The sequence below is a fragment of the Streptomyces sp. NPDC005803 genome (assembly GCF_040630435.1).
Classification (GTDB): Bacteria; Actinomycetota; Actinomycetes; order Streptomycetales; family Streptomycetaceae; genus Streptomyces.
Genome location: NZ_JBEXXO010000023.1, coordinates 80,761 through 97,171, shown reverse-complemented (window position 1 = coordinate 97,171; position 16,411 = coordinate 80,761). Strand labels below are relative to the sequence as shown.

Here is a 16,411-nt window from a genome sequence, read left to right as displayed (position 1 = left end):
GATCAGATGATCCCGAACAGGAGTCCGGCGCCGAGCACCACCAGTGAGGTGAGCGCGGCCCACTTGACGGTGAAGCGGGTGTGGTCGCCGAACTCGACCTTTGCCATGCCGACGAGGACGTAGACGGCGGGCACCAGCGGGGACGACATGTGCAGGGGCTGGCCGACCAGGGAGGCGCGGGCGATCTCCAGCGGGGAGACGCCGTGCGCGGCGCCGGCCTCGGCGAGCACGGGCACGACGCCGAAGTAGAAGCCGTCGTTGGACATGAAGTAGGTGAGCGGGATGCTCAGCACGCCGGTGACGAGGGCCATGTGCGGCCCCATCCCCTCCGGGATCGCGCCGACCAGCCAGTCGGCCATGTGGTCGACCATGCCGGTGCCGGTGAGCACGCCGGTGAAGACGGCGGCGGCGAAGACCATGCCGGAGACGTTGAGGACGTTGTCGGCGTGAGCGGCGATCCGGGCCCGCTGGTCGGGCATGTGGGGGAAGTTGACCGTGAGGGCGAGGGCCGCGCCGAGGAGGAAGAGGACCGGGATCGGCATCAGTTCCATGATCATCGCGGTGAGCAGGCCGACGGTGAGCGCCGCGTTGAACCAGTAGAGCTTCGGCCGCAGGGTGGCGCGGTGGGGGTCGAGGCCCTTGAAGCCCTCGTCGGCCCCGTCTCCGCTGGCCGCGGAGTCCGTGCCGGACCCGCCGGTGCTCTTGCGCAGCCGGTCGCCTCCGCCGCCCGCGGCGACGAGGACCGTCTCGGTCTCCGTGACGACGGGGGCCGTCAGCGCGTCGTCGAGGGTCAGGGTGCCCAGCCGCTTGCGCTCCCGCCGGCCGAGGACCACGGCCAGCAGGATCACCGCGAGCAGGCCGACGCCGAGCGCCGGGATCATGGGGACGAAGATGTCGCCCGCGTCCAGCTTCAGGGCGGTGGCGGCACGGGCCGTGGGGCCGCCCCAGGGCAGGGTGTTCATGACACCGTTGGCCGTGGCCGCGACGCCGGTCATCACGACCAGGCTCATCTTCAGGCGCTTGTAGAGGGGATACATCGCCGAGACGGTGATCATGAAGGTGGTGGAGCCGTCACCGTCCAGCGAGACGATCGCGGCCAGCACCGCCGTACCCACGACGATCCGCATCGGGTCGGCCTTGCAGAAGCGCAGGATGCCCCGGACGATCGGATCGAAGAGCCCAACGTCGATCATCACGCCGAAGTAGACGATCGCGAACATCAGCATGGCGGCGGTCGGCGCCAGGTTGCCGACGCCTTCGATGACGTAGTCGCCGAGTTTGGCGCCCTTGCCCACGGCTACGCAGAAGAGGGCGGGGATCAGGACGAGCGCCGCGATCGGCGACATCTTCTTCATCATGATCAGGACCAGGAAGGTCGCGATCATGGCAAAGCCGAGGATGGTCAGCATAGGGATACCTAACGTTCACCTTTGAACTCCCACCGGAGTCGGCGGTTCGGATGACGTTAGGACGCGCCCTACGGCGTTAACAAGACGTTGACATGCGAGCAATACGAGCAAAACCCCAGGTCAACGCAGGGGCTTCACGGTGACGGGAAATCCGTTGAGCACGGCGGTGCCGGAGAGCGGGTCGAGGCGGCTGCCGTCGAGGAGCTGGTTGACGTTGACGCCGGGCTGCTCGGCGGCGACGGACATCCTGGTGCCGGGGCGGTGGTGCCCCCAACCGTGCGGGAGGCTCACCACGCCCGTCCGTACGCTGTCGGTGACCTCGACCGGGACGGTGAGCTCGCCGCCGTCCGCGGTGACGGTGGCGGGGTCGCCGTCGGTCAGTCCGAGGCGTGCCGCGTCCTCGGGGTGCATCTGGAGGGTGCAGACGTTCGACCCGCCGCGGAGCGCGGCGACGTTGTGCAGCCAGCTGTTGTTGGACCGCAGGTGGCGGCGGCCGACGAGGACGAGCGCTTCGGGGCCGGTGCGCCCGTCGAGGGCGCGGCGCAGCCTCGGCAGATCGGCGGCGATCGGGGCGGGGAACAGCTCGACGCGCCCGCTGCGGGTGGTGAGGACCTCCGGGACGCGGGAAGCGAGGGGGCCGAGGTCGATGCCGTGCGGATGGGCGATCAGCCGCTCCAGGCTCAGGCCGTCCGGGTCGGCGCCGAAGCCCTCGCCGTAGGGACCGAGTCGGAGCATCAGGTCGAGGCGTCGTTCCGCCCCGGTGCGGCCGGTGAGCGCGGCGGCGAGGCCGGCCGGGTCCCGGCCGTGCACGGGCGAACGCGGGTCGGCGACCGCCTTGCCGAGGGCCCGGTCGATGATCATGGCGTCCACGGTGCCGGGCTCCGCGCCGTGCGTCCCGGAGACGACGAGGACGAGCCGGGCGAGGATCTCGCCCTCGTCCATCCGGTCGTCGTCCAGCGGCACGGCGGGGCGGGTGTAACGGACCTGGTTGCGCACGGCGAGGGTGTTGAACGCGAAGTCGAAGTGGGCGCTCTGCGAGGGCGGCGGTGGGGGCAGCACCACGTCCGCGTGGCGGGAGGTCTCGTTGAGGTAGGGGTCGACGCTCACCATGAAGTCGAGCCCGTCGGCCAGCGCGCGGTCGAGCCGGTCGCCGTCGGGCGCGGAGAGCACGGGGTTGGCGGCCAGGACGATCAGCGCGCGGATCCGCCCCGCGCCCGGTGCCGTGATCTCCTCGGCCAGGGCGGAGAGGGGCAGTTCACCCTTGGCCTCGGGGTGGCCGGAGACCCGGCTCGTCCAGCGGCCGAGGGCGAACCCCTTGCCGGGGGCGGCCGGGCGTGGGGCGCGGGCGGTCGCGGAGAGCGGGAACAGGGCGCCACCCGGGCGGTCGAGGTTGCCGGTGAGGACGTTGAGGACGTCGACGAGCCAGCTGGCGAGGGTGCCGTGTTCCACGGTGCAGCTGCCGATGCGGCCGTACACGGCGGCGGTGGGGGCGGCCGCGAGTTCCCGGGCGAGGGTCCGGATGGTCCCGGCGTCCACGTCGCAGGCCGCGGCCACCGCCTCCGGCGTGAAGTCGCGTACGGCCTCGGCGACTTCCTCCATCCCTTCGACGTGGTCGGCGAGCGCCCCGGGGTCGGTGAGCTTCTCCGCGAAGAGGACGTGCGCCATCGCGGCGAGCAGGAGGGCGTCGGTGCCGGGGCGGATGGCGACGTGCCGGTCGGCGAGGCGTGCGGTGCGGGTGCGGCGCGGGTCGATGACGGTGAGGCTGCCGCCGCGGCGGCGCAGGGCCTTGAGCTTGCCGGGGAAGTCGGGGGCGGTGCACAGGCTGCCGTTGGACTCGAGAGGGTTGGCGCCCAGCATCAGCAGGTGGTCGGTGCGGTCGAGGTCGGGCACCGGGATGGCGTTCGGGTCGCCGAAGAGCAGGCCGCTGGAGACGTGTTTGGGCATCTGGTCCAGGGTGCTGGCGGTGAACAGGGCCCGGGTGCGCAGGGCGGCGAGCAGGGCGGGCGGGTAGAGCGCGCCGGCCACGGTGTGCACGTTGGGGTTGCCGAGGACGACGCCGACGGCCTGCGGTCCGTGGTCCCGCACGAGGGCCGGCAGGGCGTGGGCGATCACGTCGAACGCCTCGCTCCAACTCGCTTCGGCCAGCACGCCGTTCTTGCGGACGAGGGGGGTGCGCAGCCGGTCGGGGTCCGCGTCGAGCCCGCCGATCGACGCGCCCTTGGGGCAGATGAACCCCTTGCTGAACACGTCCTCCCGGTCGCCGCGGGCGCCGGTGACCCTGGTCCCCTCGATGGTGAGGGTGAGCCCGCAGGTGGCTTCGCAGAGGGGGCAGATGCGCAGGGCGGTGCGGGAGCTGCTGGGGTCGTGCGACATGGGCCCTCCCGGGGCGGCGGCAGCAGGCGGCGCGAGCACGGCCGAGCATACCGACCGGTACGCATGGTGGGGAGGTGCGGGAACGAGGAGGTTTGCCGGGTCCGCTCCCGCTCAGTCCAGAATCCGTGCGAGGTAGGCCTGGAGCAGCACACGGGCCTCGGCGACGATCGCCCGGTCGCCGGACGGGTCGGTGCGGAAGGCGAGTTGGAGCAGGGCGTCGGCGGCCTCCACGCAGACCAGGATGGACCGCAGGAGGTCCTCGTCGGGGTCGCGGTCCAGGTGGCCGGAGAGCAGTTCCGCGAGCCGGCCCGCGACGCGCTGGTTGGCGTCGTCCGCCGGGTCGCCGTCGCGTGCGGGGGCACCGAAGTCGATGAGGGAGAAGCCCGGGACGGAGCTCTTCATCGCCAGGTACTCGTCGAGGACGGCGTCGATGGCGCGGCGCCAGTCGGCGGCCGGGATGGCGACCAGCCGGGCGGTGATCCGCTCGGCGTAGCTGTCCAGGTTACGGCGGGCGAGGGCGTCGGCCAGCGCCCGCTTGTTGGAGAAGAACCGGTAGACGGAGCCGATGGGAACCCCGGCGCGCACGGCTACGGCACGGGTGGAGAGCTGCTCGTAACCGGTCTCGTCGAGGAGTTCGGCACACGCGTCGAGTATCCGGGCGAGGCGCTCGGCGCTGCGCTGCTGCACGGGGGCGCGGCGGAGGTTCGTGTTCGCATGGGGCACGGGTTCCATGATGCCGTGGGCCTCCTCCGGCGGGGCGGGGACCCGCCCCGCCGCGGTCTCAGGCGATGAGCAGCGCCAGTCCGCCGATCGTGTACGCGACCATCAGGACCAGCAGCGGAAGCTGACCGGCGACCGCGCGGCCGGGCGGGAAGAGCCGGACGGAGCGGTCGTGGGCGGCGACGACGCCGAGGACATGACCGAGAACGATCGCGACGACCTGGAGCGTGGCGGTGCCGCCCGGCCCCAGGGGCGGTTCGGGCGGTGCGGGATTGTCAGTGCCGAGTGCCACCATGACGGTGCGTGGACCTTCGGTGACGAAGAGTGTGAAGTAGTGGGCGACCAGGTAGCCGAGGGCGATCGGGACCAGTGAGTGCGCGAAGGCGGTGAGGGGGTGGGGAAGTTGGCCGGAGAGGAGCCGGGTGGCGCCGGCGCAGAGAGCGTAGAGGGCGGCGACGAGGGCGACAGCACCCAGGAGGCCCAGAGTGGCGGTGGTGGTGCGGCCGAGGGCCGACGTCTGGACGGTGGTGATCCAGGAGGGCGCGTCGCAGAAACCGTCGTAGGCCGTGGAGCCGAGCATCACGCAGAGGGTGGCGACGAGCCCGGGGAGCTGGGGCGTGGCGTCGAGTCCGTTGAACGGGGAGCGCAGGACGAGGCGGCGGTCGGCGGGGCGGCGGCCGAGCGGCGAGAGCCGGGCGAGGAGACCCGAGTAGGCCTCGAAGGCGTCCGCGTGGTCGAACCAACGGGCCCCGTGCAGGGCGGCGCCGGCGAGGTGGGCGGCCGAGTAGAGGGCGAGGAAGAGCAGCAGCGCGGTAGGTGAGGCGGGATCGGGGGCGACGAGTTCGAGCCAGGTGAAGGCGAGGAGCCCGGCCGCGGCGGGCCACATCCCCAGGCGCGGGGGCAGGGGGCGGCCGGCGGCCGGGTCGCGTCCGAGCAGACGGCAGCCGAGGAGGTGGAGGGTGCGCAGCGGGTTGAGCAGCCGCCAGACGGGCCCGAGCAGCAGCGAGGCCGGTACGAGCCCGACCCACAGGAGTACGTAGACGGCGCCGGGGGCCGGATTGCGGTCCGGGTCGGCCGGGCCGACGAGGAGGCACAGCACGACCAGGAGCGCGGCGGTCATACCGAGCACGCGGGCCGCGAGGCGGGTGGGGCGGGCGTCGGCCGCCCGCTGGACGACGGCCGGCAGCGGACGGCCCGCCCGGTCGCCGCGGAACCGGCTGGCGGACCAGAGCAGACCGAGGGCGAGGAAGGAGACGAAGAGCGCGGCGAAGGCCCCCGCGAAGGCGTAGAAGGGCGAGAGGGGCAGATCGTGCTGAGCTCCGATGCCGTGGGCGAGGACGCGCACGGCACCGGCACCCGCGTCCGCAGGTGTGCCGACACCGGGCGCGGGAGCCGGAAGGGGCGTCACCGTACGACGAGTTGGGTCAGGAGCAGGTCGGACTCATGCGTCTCCACGTCGAAGAGCCCGGTGCGGTCGGCGGTGAAGGTGAGGGTGACGGTGTGGCCGGCGGGCAGCCGTGCCTCCTTGTCGTAGCCGTGGACGTGCACGGTGTCGGCGCGGTCGCTGCGGACCAGGAGGCGGACGGTTCGGCCCTTCGCGACCTCGGTGCGTCCGGGGGCGGGGCTGACCTCGCCGTCGCGGACGGATATCTCCACGGTGGCGCCGGGGGTGGGTGGGGGGCCGGTCGCCGCAGGGCCACCGCCGAGCGTGGCGGTGGCCTGGACCGGGGCGGCGTCGACGGCCCACGCGGTGTGGTCGTCCGCGTAGAGACGGGCGGTCAGCCGGGTGCCGCCCCCGGCGGCGCGCCGGAGCGACTCCGGCAGGTGGAACCAGGTGCCGTAGACGCGGGCGAGGGGGCGGCCGTCGAGGAAGAGCCCGGCATGGCCCCGCCCGAGGAGCGCGGCTCCGCCGACGCTGTCCGGGGTGAACCGGAAGTTGCGTACGGAGAGGCGGACGTTCCAGCCGTCCTCCGAGTCCGGCCGCACGGCCACGGCCACCTCGGGCGCACCCGCGGCGTCCACCTGGCGCAGCCGGTGGCCGGAACCGTCGTCCGCGGTCAGCAGCGTGCCGTTGCTGCCGGTGGCCTGTTCATGGCTGGTGCCGGGCTTGTGGTGGGTGGTCGCCCGCCCTCCGCAGGCGCCCGCGCCGAGCAGGAGGACGGCGGCGAGCAGGGCGGCGGCGGACCTGCGGGCCCGGGCCGGGCCCGGGGCCCGGTTCAGGTACGGGCTCACGACGGCTCTCCGTCCGGGCCGGAGGCCGGGGCGCCGGCCGGTGGCGCGGGCGGGCCGGAAGCCGGTGGCGCGCCCGGGGCGGGGCGCGCGGGCGGGGCAGACGCCTCGGCTGACGACGGTCCGTCAGGGTTCGGCGTCCGGGCCGAACCCGGGGCCGAATCGGGGGCTGGGGCCGAGGCCGAATCCGGGGCCGAGGCCGAAGCTGAAGCCGAGGCCGGCACCGCGACCGGGACCGGGTCCGTTCCCGGGTCCGTTCCCGGGCCGGAAGGGGGCCCCTCGCTCCCTCCCGCGTCCGCCGCAGCGCCCGGCGCCCCCGTCGCGCGCTCGCCGTGGCGGGCGGCGGCCACGACGGCCCACACCACCCAGACCAGGCCGAACAGCCCCCGCACCCAGGCCGGGCTCAGCGGGATCCACGGAATCATGAACACGCCCTTGTCCAGCGCGTCGAGCAGCGTGAGACCGCCCAGCGCCACCGTGGTCCACCCCAGCCCCGGCCGCTCCCGCCGCAGCACCAGACCGATGCCCGTCCACCAGAGCCCGGTCAGCAGCAGCGCGAGCGCGGGCACGTACGTGGCGGCGAGGCCCATGGTCGACCCGGCCACGTCCAGTCCGAGACCGATGAGGCCGAGGACCGTGGCCACCGTGGCCGGCCGGCTCGAACGCAGCCGGCGCCACCACAGCACGCCGCCGACCAGCACCAGCACCACCGCGATGCCGAGGGCGGCCTGCACCTCGATGCGCTCGATGCCGCGTGCCCCGTACCAGTCGCAGCCGGCCGGCAGCCGGCGTGCCCGCACGTCGTAGTCGGCGCAGACCAGCAGTTGCGCCAGTTTGACGGGCTCGCCCACCAGCCGGTCGGTGCTGCCGGTGACGGCGCCCCGCTCGCTGCCGCACGCGGGCAGGGACCGCGGCGTGGAAGCCCCCGTGTCCGGCTGCCAGCAGTTGCCGGCCCCCTGGCCGTCCCACCAGACGTCGGTGCCGTTGGGCCGCGACCGGCCCTGCTTGTCCGTGCCGAGGTGGTTGTTCGCGTAGCGGTTGTGGTGCGAGGTGTCGGTCTGCTTGCCGAGCGCGTCCTCGCCACGGATGAAGGCGGGCACGGCGCTCAGGAAGAAGGCGGCGCGCTTTTGCCCGTAGACCCAGTTGTTCTCGTAGAGGTTCCAGTTCCCGCCCGCGGTGATGATGCCGCTGCCCGGCGGCATGGAGATCTGCGGGCAGACCACCCCGTCCTCGTACCCGCGCTCGACGGGCGGTTTGGCGCAGGTGCCGTCGGCGACGTACGGGTAGTAGTCGGCGTTGTTGTCGTGGATCAGGTTCCGCTCGAAGCGGGCGTGGTTCTGCGGCAGGCCGGGGTGGCCGGGGAAGGCGCTGTCCATCGAGGCGCCGCCCATGTTGTGGTCGAACTCGTTGTCGTGGACGTAGACGGAGTCACCTGCCGTGCCGGAGTAGCCGACCATGTTGTGGTGGCTGCGGCAGCCGGTGATCTCGATCGAGTAGCGGGGCACCTCGTAGCCGTGGGCGTCGTTGATGTCGGACGCGCTGCCCGGGTAGATGCCGGAGTCGCCGTTGCCGTACGACTCGCAGTTCTTGTACAGCCCGTGGTCGCTCGCGAAGGTCAGGAAGCCGTACTCGTCGTTCCACCGGGTCAGGACGTCGTCGATGACGAATCCGTCCTGGGCCAGGATGTAGAGCGAGTTGAACGTGGTGCGCTGCGCGGTGAAGTTCTTGAAGTAGACCCCGTCGGAGCCGTCCGCGCGCACAGCGTTGAGCTTCTGGTACTTGGCGTCGATGACGACATCGGTGCGTGCGGCGCCGGTGCCCTCAATCTGGAGGTCCTTCTTGCCGAGGATCGCCACCAGATTCTGGTTGTGCGGGCATTTCGCCTGCTGTGCGTAGCTCAGGATCTGGTAGCCGAGCTGGGAGTTGGGGGCCTTCAGCCGCGAGCATTCCCCCTCGGGCGCGGGCAGCGAGGGCTCCTCCTCGTAGAGGCCGGGCAGGATCGCGATGTTCATCCCGGGGCCGGTGACGGCGTCGACGGCCTGCTGGAGATGGCGGTAGCCCGACTTCCGGCACCGTTCGAAGAGGGCCAGGTTCCTGGTCCGCAGGGCGTCCGGGAAGCCGGATATCCGGCGCTCGAAGTCGGCCCGGTCGCTCTTGCAGACCAGGAGATCGGGCTCGCCGGTGCGGTACACGGGGACGCTGCCGGTTCCGTCGGGCAGGGTGACCGGCCGCTCCTCATGGGCCTGGGCGGCCGGGGCCGCGAGGAGGGCGGCCGCGAGCGCCGCCAGGAGCACCAGAAGTCTTCGTGTCCACGACATGTGGCGGAGAGTAGAGCATTGTTCAACTTTTGGAACCCCCCTGCGCCGCACGAATGCCGTTGACTCTCCGCGATCCGATTCCTACGGTTACCCATAGGATTCCAGGATTCCTCATGCACCGGGAGCACATATGAGCGGCATCGAGCAGGCGAGGAAGACGGCGGAGGGGCTCGCGCATTCCGCCGGTTTCGGCAATCAGCACAGCTCGGAAGCGGTGCCGGGCGCACTGCCGCAAGGCCGTAACTCGCCGCAGCGCGCTCCCCTCGGGCTCTATGCCGAGCAGTTGAGCGGTTCGGCCTTCACCGAGCCGCGCGTCCACAACCGCCGCTCCTGGCTCTACCGGATCCGCCCCTCCGCGGCCCACCCGCCCTTCGTCCGGACCGACAACGGCGCCCTGCGCACCGCTCCCTTCACCGAGACCGTCCCGGACCCCAACCGGCTGCGCTGGGACCCGCTCCCGGAGCCCGCGCCCGGCACGGACTTCCTGTCCGGCCTGTGGACGCTGGGCGGGAACGGCGACGCCGCCCAGCGCACCGGCATGGCCGTGCACCTCTACGCCGCCGATACCGCCATGACCGACCGCGTGTTCAGCGACAGCGACGGTGAACTCCTGATCGTCCCCGAGCGGGGCGGGCTGCTGCTGCGCACCGAACTGGGCCTGCTGCGTGCCGAACCCGGCCATGTCGCCCTGATCCCGCGCGGCGTCCGCTTCCGGGTGGAGCTGCTCGACGCCACCGCCCGCGGCTATGTCTGCGAGAACTACGGCCGGCCGTTCGTCCTCCCCGACCTCGGCCCGATCGGCGCCAACGGCCTCGCGAACGCCCGGGACTTCCTCGCCCCGGTCGCCGCCTACGAGGACGTGGAGCGCCCGGTCGAGGTGGTCAACAAGTACTGCGGCAACCTCTGGTCGGCGACGTACGACCACTCGCCGCTCGACGTGGTCGCCTGGCACGGCGACCACACCCCGTACGTCTACGATCTGCGCCGGTTCAACGTCATCGGCTCGATCAGCTACGACCACCCGGACCCGTCGATCTTCACGGTGCTGACCTCCCCCTCGGACACCCCCGGTCTGGCCGGGGTCGACTTCGTGGTGTTCGCGCCGCGCTGGCTGGTGGGCGAGGACACCTTCCGGCCCCCGTACTTCCACCGCAACGTCATGAGCGAGTACATGGGCCTCATCGAGGGCGCGTACGACGCGAAGACCGCCGGCAAGGGCGGCTTCGTGCCCGGCGGCGGCTCGCTGCACAACATGATGTCGGCGCACGGCCCGGACCGGGAGACCTTCGAGCGGGCGAGCGCGGCGGAGCTGAAGCCGCAGAAGATCGACGACGGTCTGGCGTTCATGTTCGAAACCCGCTGGCCCGTCACCGCGACCGGCCAGGCGGCGACCGCCGGCCATCTCCAGCGCGGCTACGACGACGTGTGGCAGGGTCTGAGCCGCAACTTCAGGCCGTGACGGCTCCGCGCCGCAGCGACGACGAACGCAGGTGACCAGGTGCCGCAGCCCCCTCTGAAGCCCCAGCCCCCCGCGACGCCGGGGGCCGCCTTCGCCCCCGACTCGCTGGTCCTGAACCGCAAGCTCCCGCTGTGGTACCAGGTCTCGCAGTCGCTGCGGGCCTCGATACTGGGCCGCACGGCGGACGCCACCTTGCGGCTGCCGACCGAGGAACAGCTCGCCGCGCACTACGGCGTCAGCGTCCTCACCATGCGCCAGGCGCTCAAGGAGCTGGAGACGGAGGGGCTGATCAGCAGGCACCGGCGGCGCGGCACCTTCATCGAGCCGCGCGCCCGGCGGGTGTCGCCGGTGCGGCTGCTCGGTTCGATCGACGCGATCGTCGCCCAGCAGTCGGGCGAGCGGACCACCGTGCTCGACCACGGCCCGTCCCCGGTGCCGGGCGAGGTCGCGGAGTACTTCCCCGACTGCCCGGAGGTCGTCGGCTACCGCCGCCTGCGGTGCGACGAGGACACCGGCGAGCCGACCAACTGGGCGCAGAACTGGGTCCATCCGGAGGTCGCGGCCCGGCTCGACCCCGCCGACCTCGACCGCTGGCCGATGACCAAGGTGCTGCGTGACCGCGTCCGGGTCCCGATCGCCCGGATCACCGACACGGTCGAGGCCCGGCTCGCCGACCCGGCCACCGCCGGACTGCTCCGGGTCCCGCTGCTCAGCCCGATCCTGTACTACACGGGCGTGACGTACGACGAGAGCGGCCGGGTGGTCGACGTCGCGCAGATCCGCTACCGGGGCGACCGGTTCTCCTTCTCGGTCACGGTGGAGGCGCGCTGAGACCGGGGCCGGGTCCCGGCAGGCGGCCTGCCCGGACCCGGCGCGGCGTGGTTACGATGCCGGGGAAGGCGGCAGACGTGGCGACGGGGAGGACGACACGGTGGCAGCTCCGGCGGCGGCCGGCTCCGGCGAGGGCCCGCACGGCCCGCTCCTCGACGACCTCATGCCCTGGTCCGTACGGCCGCTCAGGACCGGACGCCCCTGGGTGACCGCCCCCGACGCGGCGTCCCTCCGGGCCCGCTGGGAACGGCTGGTGCGGGCCCCGGACGCCGAACGCGAGCGGTTGTTCGGGCCCACCCGTGCGCGTACCCCGCGGACGCCGGTGGCGGCGCTGCCCGGACAGTCCACCGGTACCGGCCGGTTCGCCCGTGACCCGGGTCCGTGCCCGGAGCCGGTACGGATCCTGCACGGCCCCTTCGACGAGCAGTGGCTGCTGCCGGACCACCGCCTGATCGACGAGGCCAGGCCCGAGCTGTGGCGGGTCGCCGACGGTCACCAGCTCTTCGTCGTCGAGCACGGCCGGGTCCCGCAGGACACCGGCCCCGCCCTCTCGGTGACCGCGCTGCTCCCCGACGGCCACTCCCCGGCGGGGCGGCCCGGCCGGATCCGCCCGCTGTACCGGCGCCCCGGCGGCGCGGAACCCAACCTGGCCCCCGGACTGCTCGCCCTGCTGCGCGCCCGCCACGGGGACGCGGTCACCGCCGAGTCGGTTCTGGCGTGGATCCTCGTGGCGGCCCGCAGCACCCCGGCCGGCTGCGTGGTGCCGCTGCCGGCGGACTCCGCGCGCTGGTCGGCGGGGGTGGAGCTGGGGCACGAGCTGCTGCGGCTCCAGTTGCGCGGGGCGCGGGGCGGGGAGCGCCCCCGGCTGCCGGGCGGGCGCCGCCCGTACGTGCGCGCCGCCGTGCCGCCCGCCCCCTCGGAGCTGTCCTACGACGCCGAGGAGCAGGTGCTGCGTCTCGGTACGGGCCGCATCTCACCGGTGCCCGCCGGGGCGTGGGAGTTCGAGGTGGGCGGCGTACGGATGCTGGAGCTGTGGTGCGGGCGGCGGACGTCCGCCCCCGGGGCGGACGGGGCGGGCGGTCTGGAGTCCGTGCGCCCCCGCGCCTGGCCGCGGGAGTGGACGTCGGAGCTGCTGGAACTCATCACCCTGCTCGCCCTGCTCGCCGAGCTGCGGCCCCGGCAGGACGAGCCGGTGGGCGGTCCGGAGATCGGCGTGCGCGAACTGCGGGCGGCGGGCGTGCTGCCGGTGGCGGCGGCGGCCAGACGGCCCGCGTCCGTGCTCGATCACCACGAGGAGGGCCCGGACGGTCAGTTCGCCCTGCTGTGACCCGCCGGCCCTACGGACGGTCGAAGGAGTCCAGCACCCGGGCGAGCGCCCGGTCGAACACACCCTCCAGATCGATCGGCCCGGAGTCCTCGGCGAACCCGGCCGCCATCCTCGGGTACTTCCCCGTCATGATCTGGCTGATCAGATAGCCGGTGCGGGCGGCCTGCTCCTGCTCCTCGGACCAGGGCAGCGACCGGCTGCGCTCCGCCGTCGCGATCTCGTTGGCGGTGTACGTGGTCACCACGCCGTTGACCATGGCGATGAGTTCCATCTTCTCGCCGAACCGCTTGTCGACCCCGTCCAGACAGCTGAGCGCGTACTCGAGGTAGCGCAGGTTGTTCGGGCTGAACCCGTACACGGGTGACATCAGCCGGGGCACCCAGGTGTGGCGGCGCATCATCCCCCGGGCCTGATGGGCGAGGGCGAGCAGGTCGGCGCGCCAGTCGCCGGAGGGCTCGGGGTACTCGTACCCGGCGCCGACCGCGTCGAGCATCAGCTCGTGCAGGTCCTCCTTGCGGGGCACGTAGTTGTAGAGCGACATCGTGCCGCAGCCGAGCTCGGCGGCGACCTTCCGCATCGACACGGCGTCGAGCCCCTCCGCGTCCGCGATGCGCACGGCGGCCGCCGCGATGTCCGCGCGGCTGAACGCGGGCTTGGGGCCACGGCCCGCGCGCTCGGGGCGCGCCCAGATCACTTCCGGTACAGCGGGTCGCCCCACCATTGATCATCACCTCGACCACCATGGTAGTTACGTACACCGTACGTAGTGCGCTACCGTGACGGCATGACAACTACGTACGCTGTACTTAGTGAAGGTCTGGAGAAGCGCTACGGCGACGTCCACGCGCTGCGCGGGCTCGATCTGGCCGTCGCCGAAGGCACTGTCTGCGGAGTCCTGGGGCGAAACGGCGCCGGCAAGACCACCGCCGTCCGCGTCCTCACCACGCTGACCGCCCCCGACGGCGGCAGCGCCCGGATCGCGGGCCACGACGTGGTACGGGAGGCCGGAGCCGTACGGGCGGCGATCGGCGTCACCGGGCAGAGCGCCTCCGTCGACGGCGAGCTGTCCGGCCGGCAGAACCTGCGGCTGTTCGCCAGACTGCTCGGCTACCGGGGCGAGGCCGCGCGCACCCGGGCCGGCGAACTCCTCGAACGCTTCGAGCTGACCGACGCGGCCGACCGCCCGGCCCGCACCTACTCCGGCGGGATGCGCCGCCGCCTGGATCTCGCCGCCAGTCTGCTGGCCCGCCCCCAGGTGCTGTTCCTGGACGAGCCGACCACCGGACTCGACCCGCACAGCCGCAACCAGATCTGGGCGGCGGTACGGGAGCTGGCGGGCCGCGGCACCACCGTCCTGCTCACCACGCAGTACCTGGAGGAGGCCGACCGGCTGGCCGACGACATCGTGCTCGTCGACAGCGGCCGCGCAGCCCACAACGGCAGTCCGGCCGAACTGAAGGCCCAGATCGGGAGTTACGCCGAGGTCGCCGTCGCCCACGCCTGCGCGCTCGGGCCGGCCGCCGCGGTCCTTGACCAGCTGACGGGCTCCGCGCCGGTGCTCGACCACGAGCGCCGCACGGTGGGCGCGGTCACCACGGACCCCTCGCTCACCCTGCCCCGGATCGTCCGCGAACTCGACGCGGCGGGCGCGGCGGTGATCGACGCGAGCCTGCGCCCGCCCACCCTCGACGAGGTCTTCCTGCGTCTGACCGGCCCCGGCACCCCCCTCGATAAGGCGGCGGCATGAGCACCGGAACCTCCGCGGCGGTACGGCGGACGACGTACACCGGCGGGAGCGGGAGCACTCCGGTCGCGGACTGCCTGGCCGTGCTCGGCCGCCACCTGCAGCGGATCAAGGCGGCCCCGGGCGTCCTGATCCTGACCCAGACGATGCCGATCACGATGCTGCTGTTCTTCGGCTACGTCTTCGGCAGCGCCCTGGCCGTCCCCGGCCAGGAGTACCGGGCCTTCCTGGTGCCGGGGCTGCTGGCGGCGACCGCGGCGAACGGCGTCATGACCGGGATGTTCCAGTCCGCACAGGACTGCCACCGGGGCGTGATGGACCGATTCCGCACCCTGCCGATGAGCCGGTCCGCCGTGCCGTTCGGACAGACCGCGGCCGACGCGCTCACCACGGCCGTCGGCCTGGTCCCGCTGATCCTGACCGGACTCGCCGTGGGCTGGCGGATCGAGGGCGGACCGGCTGCCGCGCTGGGGGCGTTCGGGCTGCTGCTGCTGTTCCGGTTCGCCACCTCGTGGGTGGGCTGCTGGCTGGGTCTGCTGATCCGCGACGAGGAGGCCGCGGGGCAGCTGGGCGCGGCCACGTTCATCCTGCCGCTGCTCTCCAGCGCGTACATCCCGACCGACAACCTGCCGGGGTGGCTGCGCACGCTCGCGGAGTGGAACCCGATCAGTGCGGTCGCGGCGGCGGCCCGCGACCTCTTCGGCAATGCCGCACCGGCCGCCGACGCCGCCTGGCCGGTCGCCCACCCGGTGGCGGGGACGCTGCTGTGGTCGGCGGTGCTGCTCGCGGCCGCCGTGCCGCTGTCCGTGCGCCGCTACGCGCGCGGCGGCGGATGAGGGGGTGATGGCGGGCGGACGGAGGCGCCGGTCGCACCGCTCAGCCGGGCAGCGCGACCGGCCGGTCCAGCCTGCCCAGCAGGCGGATGAAGCTCGACTCCAGGAAGGCGCCGAGTGCGTCGAGGGCGTCCGGCTCGTCGAGCGGCCAGCTGGTGACGGCCTCCTCGGCGAAGGCCATCCAGGCCCGGGTGGCGACGAGCAGCCGCGGTGAGTCCGGCATCCCGAGCCGCCGCTGCCCCTCCTCCACCCGCCGGGCCAGGGTGTTGCGGGTGTACTCGACGATGTCCTCCACGGCGGGATGGCTGCCGGCGGCGCCGCGGACCAGGGTGAGATAGACCCTGCGGTGCTCCGTGACGTACTCCGCGAACCCGGCGATGAACGCCCGCAGCCAGGGAACGGGCTGCAGCGAGGCGTCCGGTTCCGTGGCCGCGGCGAAGTCGTCGCACTCCTGCTGCACCACGGAGCGGTAGAAGTCGCGCTTGGAGTCGAAGTAGTGGAAGAGCAGCCCCCGGGAGATGCCCGCGCGGCGCGCCACCTCGTCGGTGGAGAGTTCGTCCAGCGAACGATCGGAGAGCATGTCCACGCCAATCGCGACCAATTGCGCCCTTCGCTCGTCGGGACTCAGGCGCGCGGATCGCTTCTCGGGCATGCGGACAGTGTAGAAGTACTTCGGCACCGAATTACCTGGGCACCCACTCCAGCGGAACCACCCATGCCGTCACGACCCGGCCCCGGGGCTCACGCGGACATGGCGACGCGCCACTGCCGGCTCCGGGGATGACGGGAGAGCGGGCAGCAGCGCGGTGCCGGGACCGGGGCGTCGGGTCAGTGGCGGCTGCCGAAGAGTGAGCGGCGCAGTCGCCGCAGCGGGGCGAAGAGCGAGACCCGCGCGCTCTTGCTCCGGCGGGTGTGCGCGACATCGCGCGAGGTGAGCTCGCGCATCAGCAGCGTCGCCTCCGCGGACTCGCGCTGCGGGACGGCAGGGCCGCCCAGCACCGCGAGATGGCGGTCGAGGCGCGAACTCGTCGCGCTGCTCCCGCATGTAATGGCAGGCACACGAGGCCTGCTGCGCATTGCTATCTGTTCCATGTCACTCCCCACCCGTACGAGGGCACCCGGCCCGGGCAGGTTAACCCTATCCCCCCGCGGCGACACGCGTGTATCC

Annotated in this window: 14 protein-coding genes; 5 read left to right on the top strand and 9 right to left on the bottom strand. The window is 73.0% G+C overall.

Annotation, left to right across the window (positions count from 1 at the left end; all coding sequences use genetic code 11):
* Window positions 1-2: 2 nt before the first annotated feature.
* From ABZ454_RS28780 to ABZ454_RS28755, 6 genes are all read right to left on the bottom strand, one after another.
* On the bottom strand, window positions 3-1,409 hold the full coding sequence (locus tag ABZ454_RS28780) for a citrate:proton symporter (protein WP_356320934.1): 1,407 nt from the start codon (window positions 1,407-1,409) through the stop codon (window positions 3-5).
* 120 nt (window positions 1,410-1,529) lie between these two features.
* Window positions 1,530-3,782, bottom strand: a complete 2,253-nt coding sequence (locus tag ABZ454_RS28775; RefSeq protein ID WP_359542213.1) for a molybdopterin oxidoreductase family protein — start codon at window positions 3,780-3,782, stop codon at window positions 1,530-1,532.
* A 111-nt stretch (window positions 3,783-3,893) separates the two neighbouring features.
* Window positions 3,894-4,514 (bottom strand): TetR/AcrR family transcriptional regulator, encoded by a 621-nt coding sequence (locus tag ABZ454_RS28770; RefSeq protein ID WP_359542212.1) that lies wholly within the window; start codon window positions 4,512-4,514, stop codon window positions 3,894-3,896.
* 49 nt (window positions 4,515-4,563) lie between these two features.
* On the bottom strand, window positions 4,564-5,847 hold the full coding sequence (locus tag ABZ454_RS28765; RefSeq protein WP_359542211.1) for a hypothetical protein: 1,284 nt from the start codon (window positions 5,845-5,847) through the stop codon (window positions 4,564-4,566).
* 59 nt (window positions 5,848-5,906) lie between these two features.
* Window positions 5,907-6,734 carry a hypothetical protein gene (locus ABZ454_RS28760; RefSeq protein WP_359542209.1) on the bottom strand — a complete coding sequence of 276 codons (828 nt, stop codon included), beginning with the start codon at window positions 6,732-6,734 and terminating at the stop codon, window positions 5,907-5,909.
* Window positions 6,731-9,049, bottom strand: coding sequence for a right-handed parallel beta-helix repeat-containing protein (locus tag ABZ454_RS28755; RefSeq protein ID WP_359542207.1), 2,319 nt, complete (start codon window positions 9,047-9,049; stop codon window positions 6,731-6,733). The genes ABZ454_RS28760 and ABZ454_RS28755 overlap by 4 nt, the downstream gene beginning before the upstream one ends.
* Before the next feature lie 130 nt (window positions 9,050-9,179).
* Between ABZ454_RS28755 and hmgA the strand changes: the two genes are divergently transcribed.
* The 3 genes from hmgA to ABZ454_RS28740 all read left to right on the top strand — a co-directional run bounded on the left by hmgA (window position 9,180) and on the right by ABZ454_RS28740 (window position 12,666).
* On the top strand, window positions 9,180-10,508 hold the full coding sequence (gene hmgA / locus ABZ454_RS28750; protein WP_356320944.1) for a homogentisate 1,2-dioxygenase: 1,329 nt from the start codon (window positions 9,180-9,182) through the stop codon (window positions 10,506-10,508).
* Between the two features lie 39 nt (window positions 10,509-10,547).
* On the top strand, window positions 10,548-11,339 hold the full coding sequence (locus ABZ454_RS28745) for a GntR family transcriptional regulator (RefSeq protein WP_356320946.1): 792 nt from the start codon (window positions 10,548-10,550) through the stop codon (window positions 11,337-11,339).
* A 100-nt stretch (window positions 11,340-11,439) separates the two neighbouring features.
* On the top strand, window positions 11,440-12,666 hold the full coding sequence (locus tag ABZ454_RS28740; protein WP_359542204.1) for a type ISP restriction/modification enzyme: 1,227 nt from the start codon (window positions 11,440-11,442) through the stop codon (window positions 12,664-12,666).
* Window positions 12,667-12,676: 10 nt separating this feature from the next.
* On the opposite strand, the gene ABZ454_RS28735 is transcribed toward ABZ454_RS28740, so the two are convergent.
* Window positions 12,677-13,387: a TetR/AcrR family transcriptional regulator gene (locus ABZ454_RS28735; protein WP_356320950.1), complete on the bottom strand. Its 711-nt coding sequence runs from the start codon at window positions 13,385-13,387 to the stop codon at window positions 12,677-12,679.
* A gap of 63 nt (window positions 13,388-13,450) precedes the next feature.
* Here ABZ454_RS28735 and ABZ454_RS28730 point away from each other — a divergent pair, with 63 nt between their 5' ends.
* Entirely contained in the window at window positions 13,451-14,413 is a 963-nt protein-coding gene (locus ABZ454_RS28730; protein ID WP_359542202.1) for an ATP-binding cassette domain-containing protein, read from the top strand.
* Window positions 14,410-15,246 carry an ABC transporter permease gene (locus ABZ454_RS28725; protein WP_359542200.1) on the top strand — a complete coding sequence of 279 codons (837 nt, stop codon included), beginning with the start codon at window positions 14,410-14,412 and terminating at the stop codon, window positions 15,244-15,246. Before ABZ454_RS28730 ends, ABZ454_RS28725 begins: the two co-directional genes overlap by 4 nt.
* A gap of 40 nt (window positions 15,247-15,286) precedes the next feature.
* On the opposite strand, the gene ABZ454_RS28720 is transcribed toward ABZ454_RS28725, so the two are convergent.
* Window positions 15,287-15,895 carry a TetR/AcrR family transcriptional regulator gene (locus ABZ454_RS28720; protein WP_356320956.1) on the bottom strand — a complete coding sequence of 203 codons (609 nt, stop codon included), beginning with the start codon at window positions 15,893-15,895 and terminating at the stop codon, window positions 15,287-15,289.
* Between the two features lie 176 nt (window positions 15,896-16,071).
* The gene (locus ABZ454_RS28715; RefSeq protein ID WP_356320957.1) at window positions 16,072-16,335 is read right to left on the bottom strand and encodes a hypothetical protein; all 264 of its coding nucleotides are present in this window, start codon (window positions 16,333-16,335) and stop codon (window positions 16,072-16,074) included.
* Window positions 16,336-16,411 lie beyond the last annotated feature (76 nt).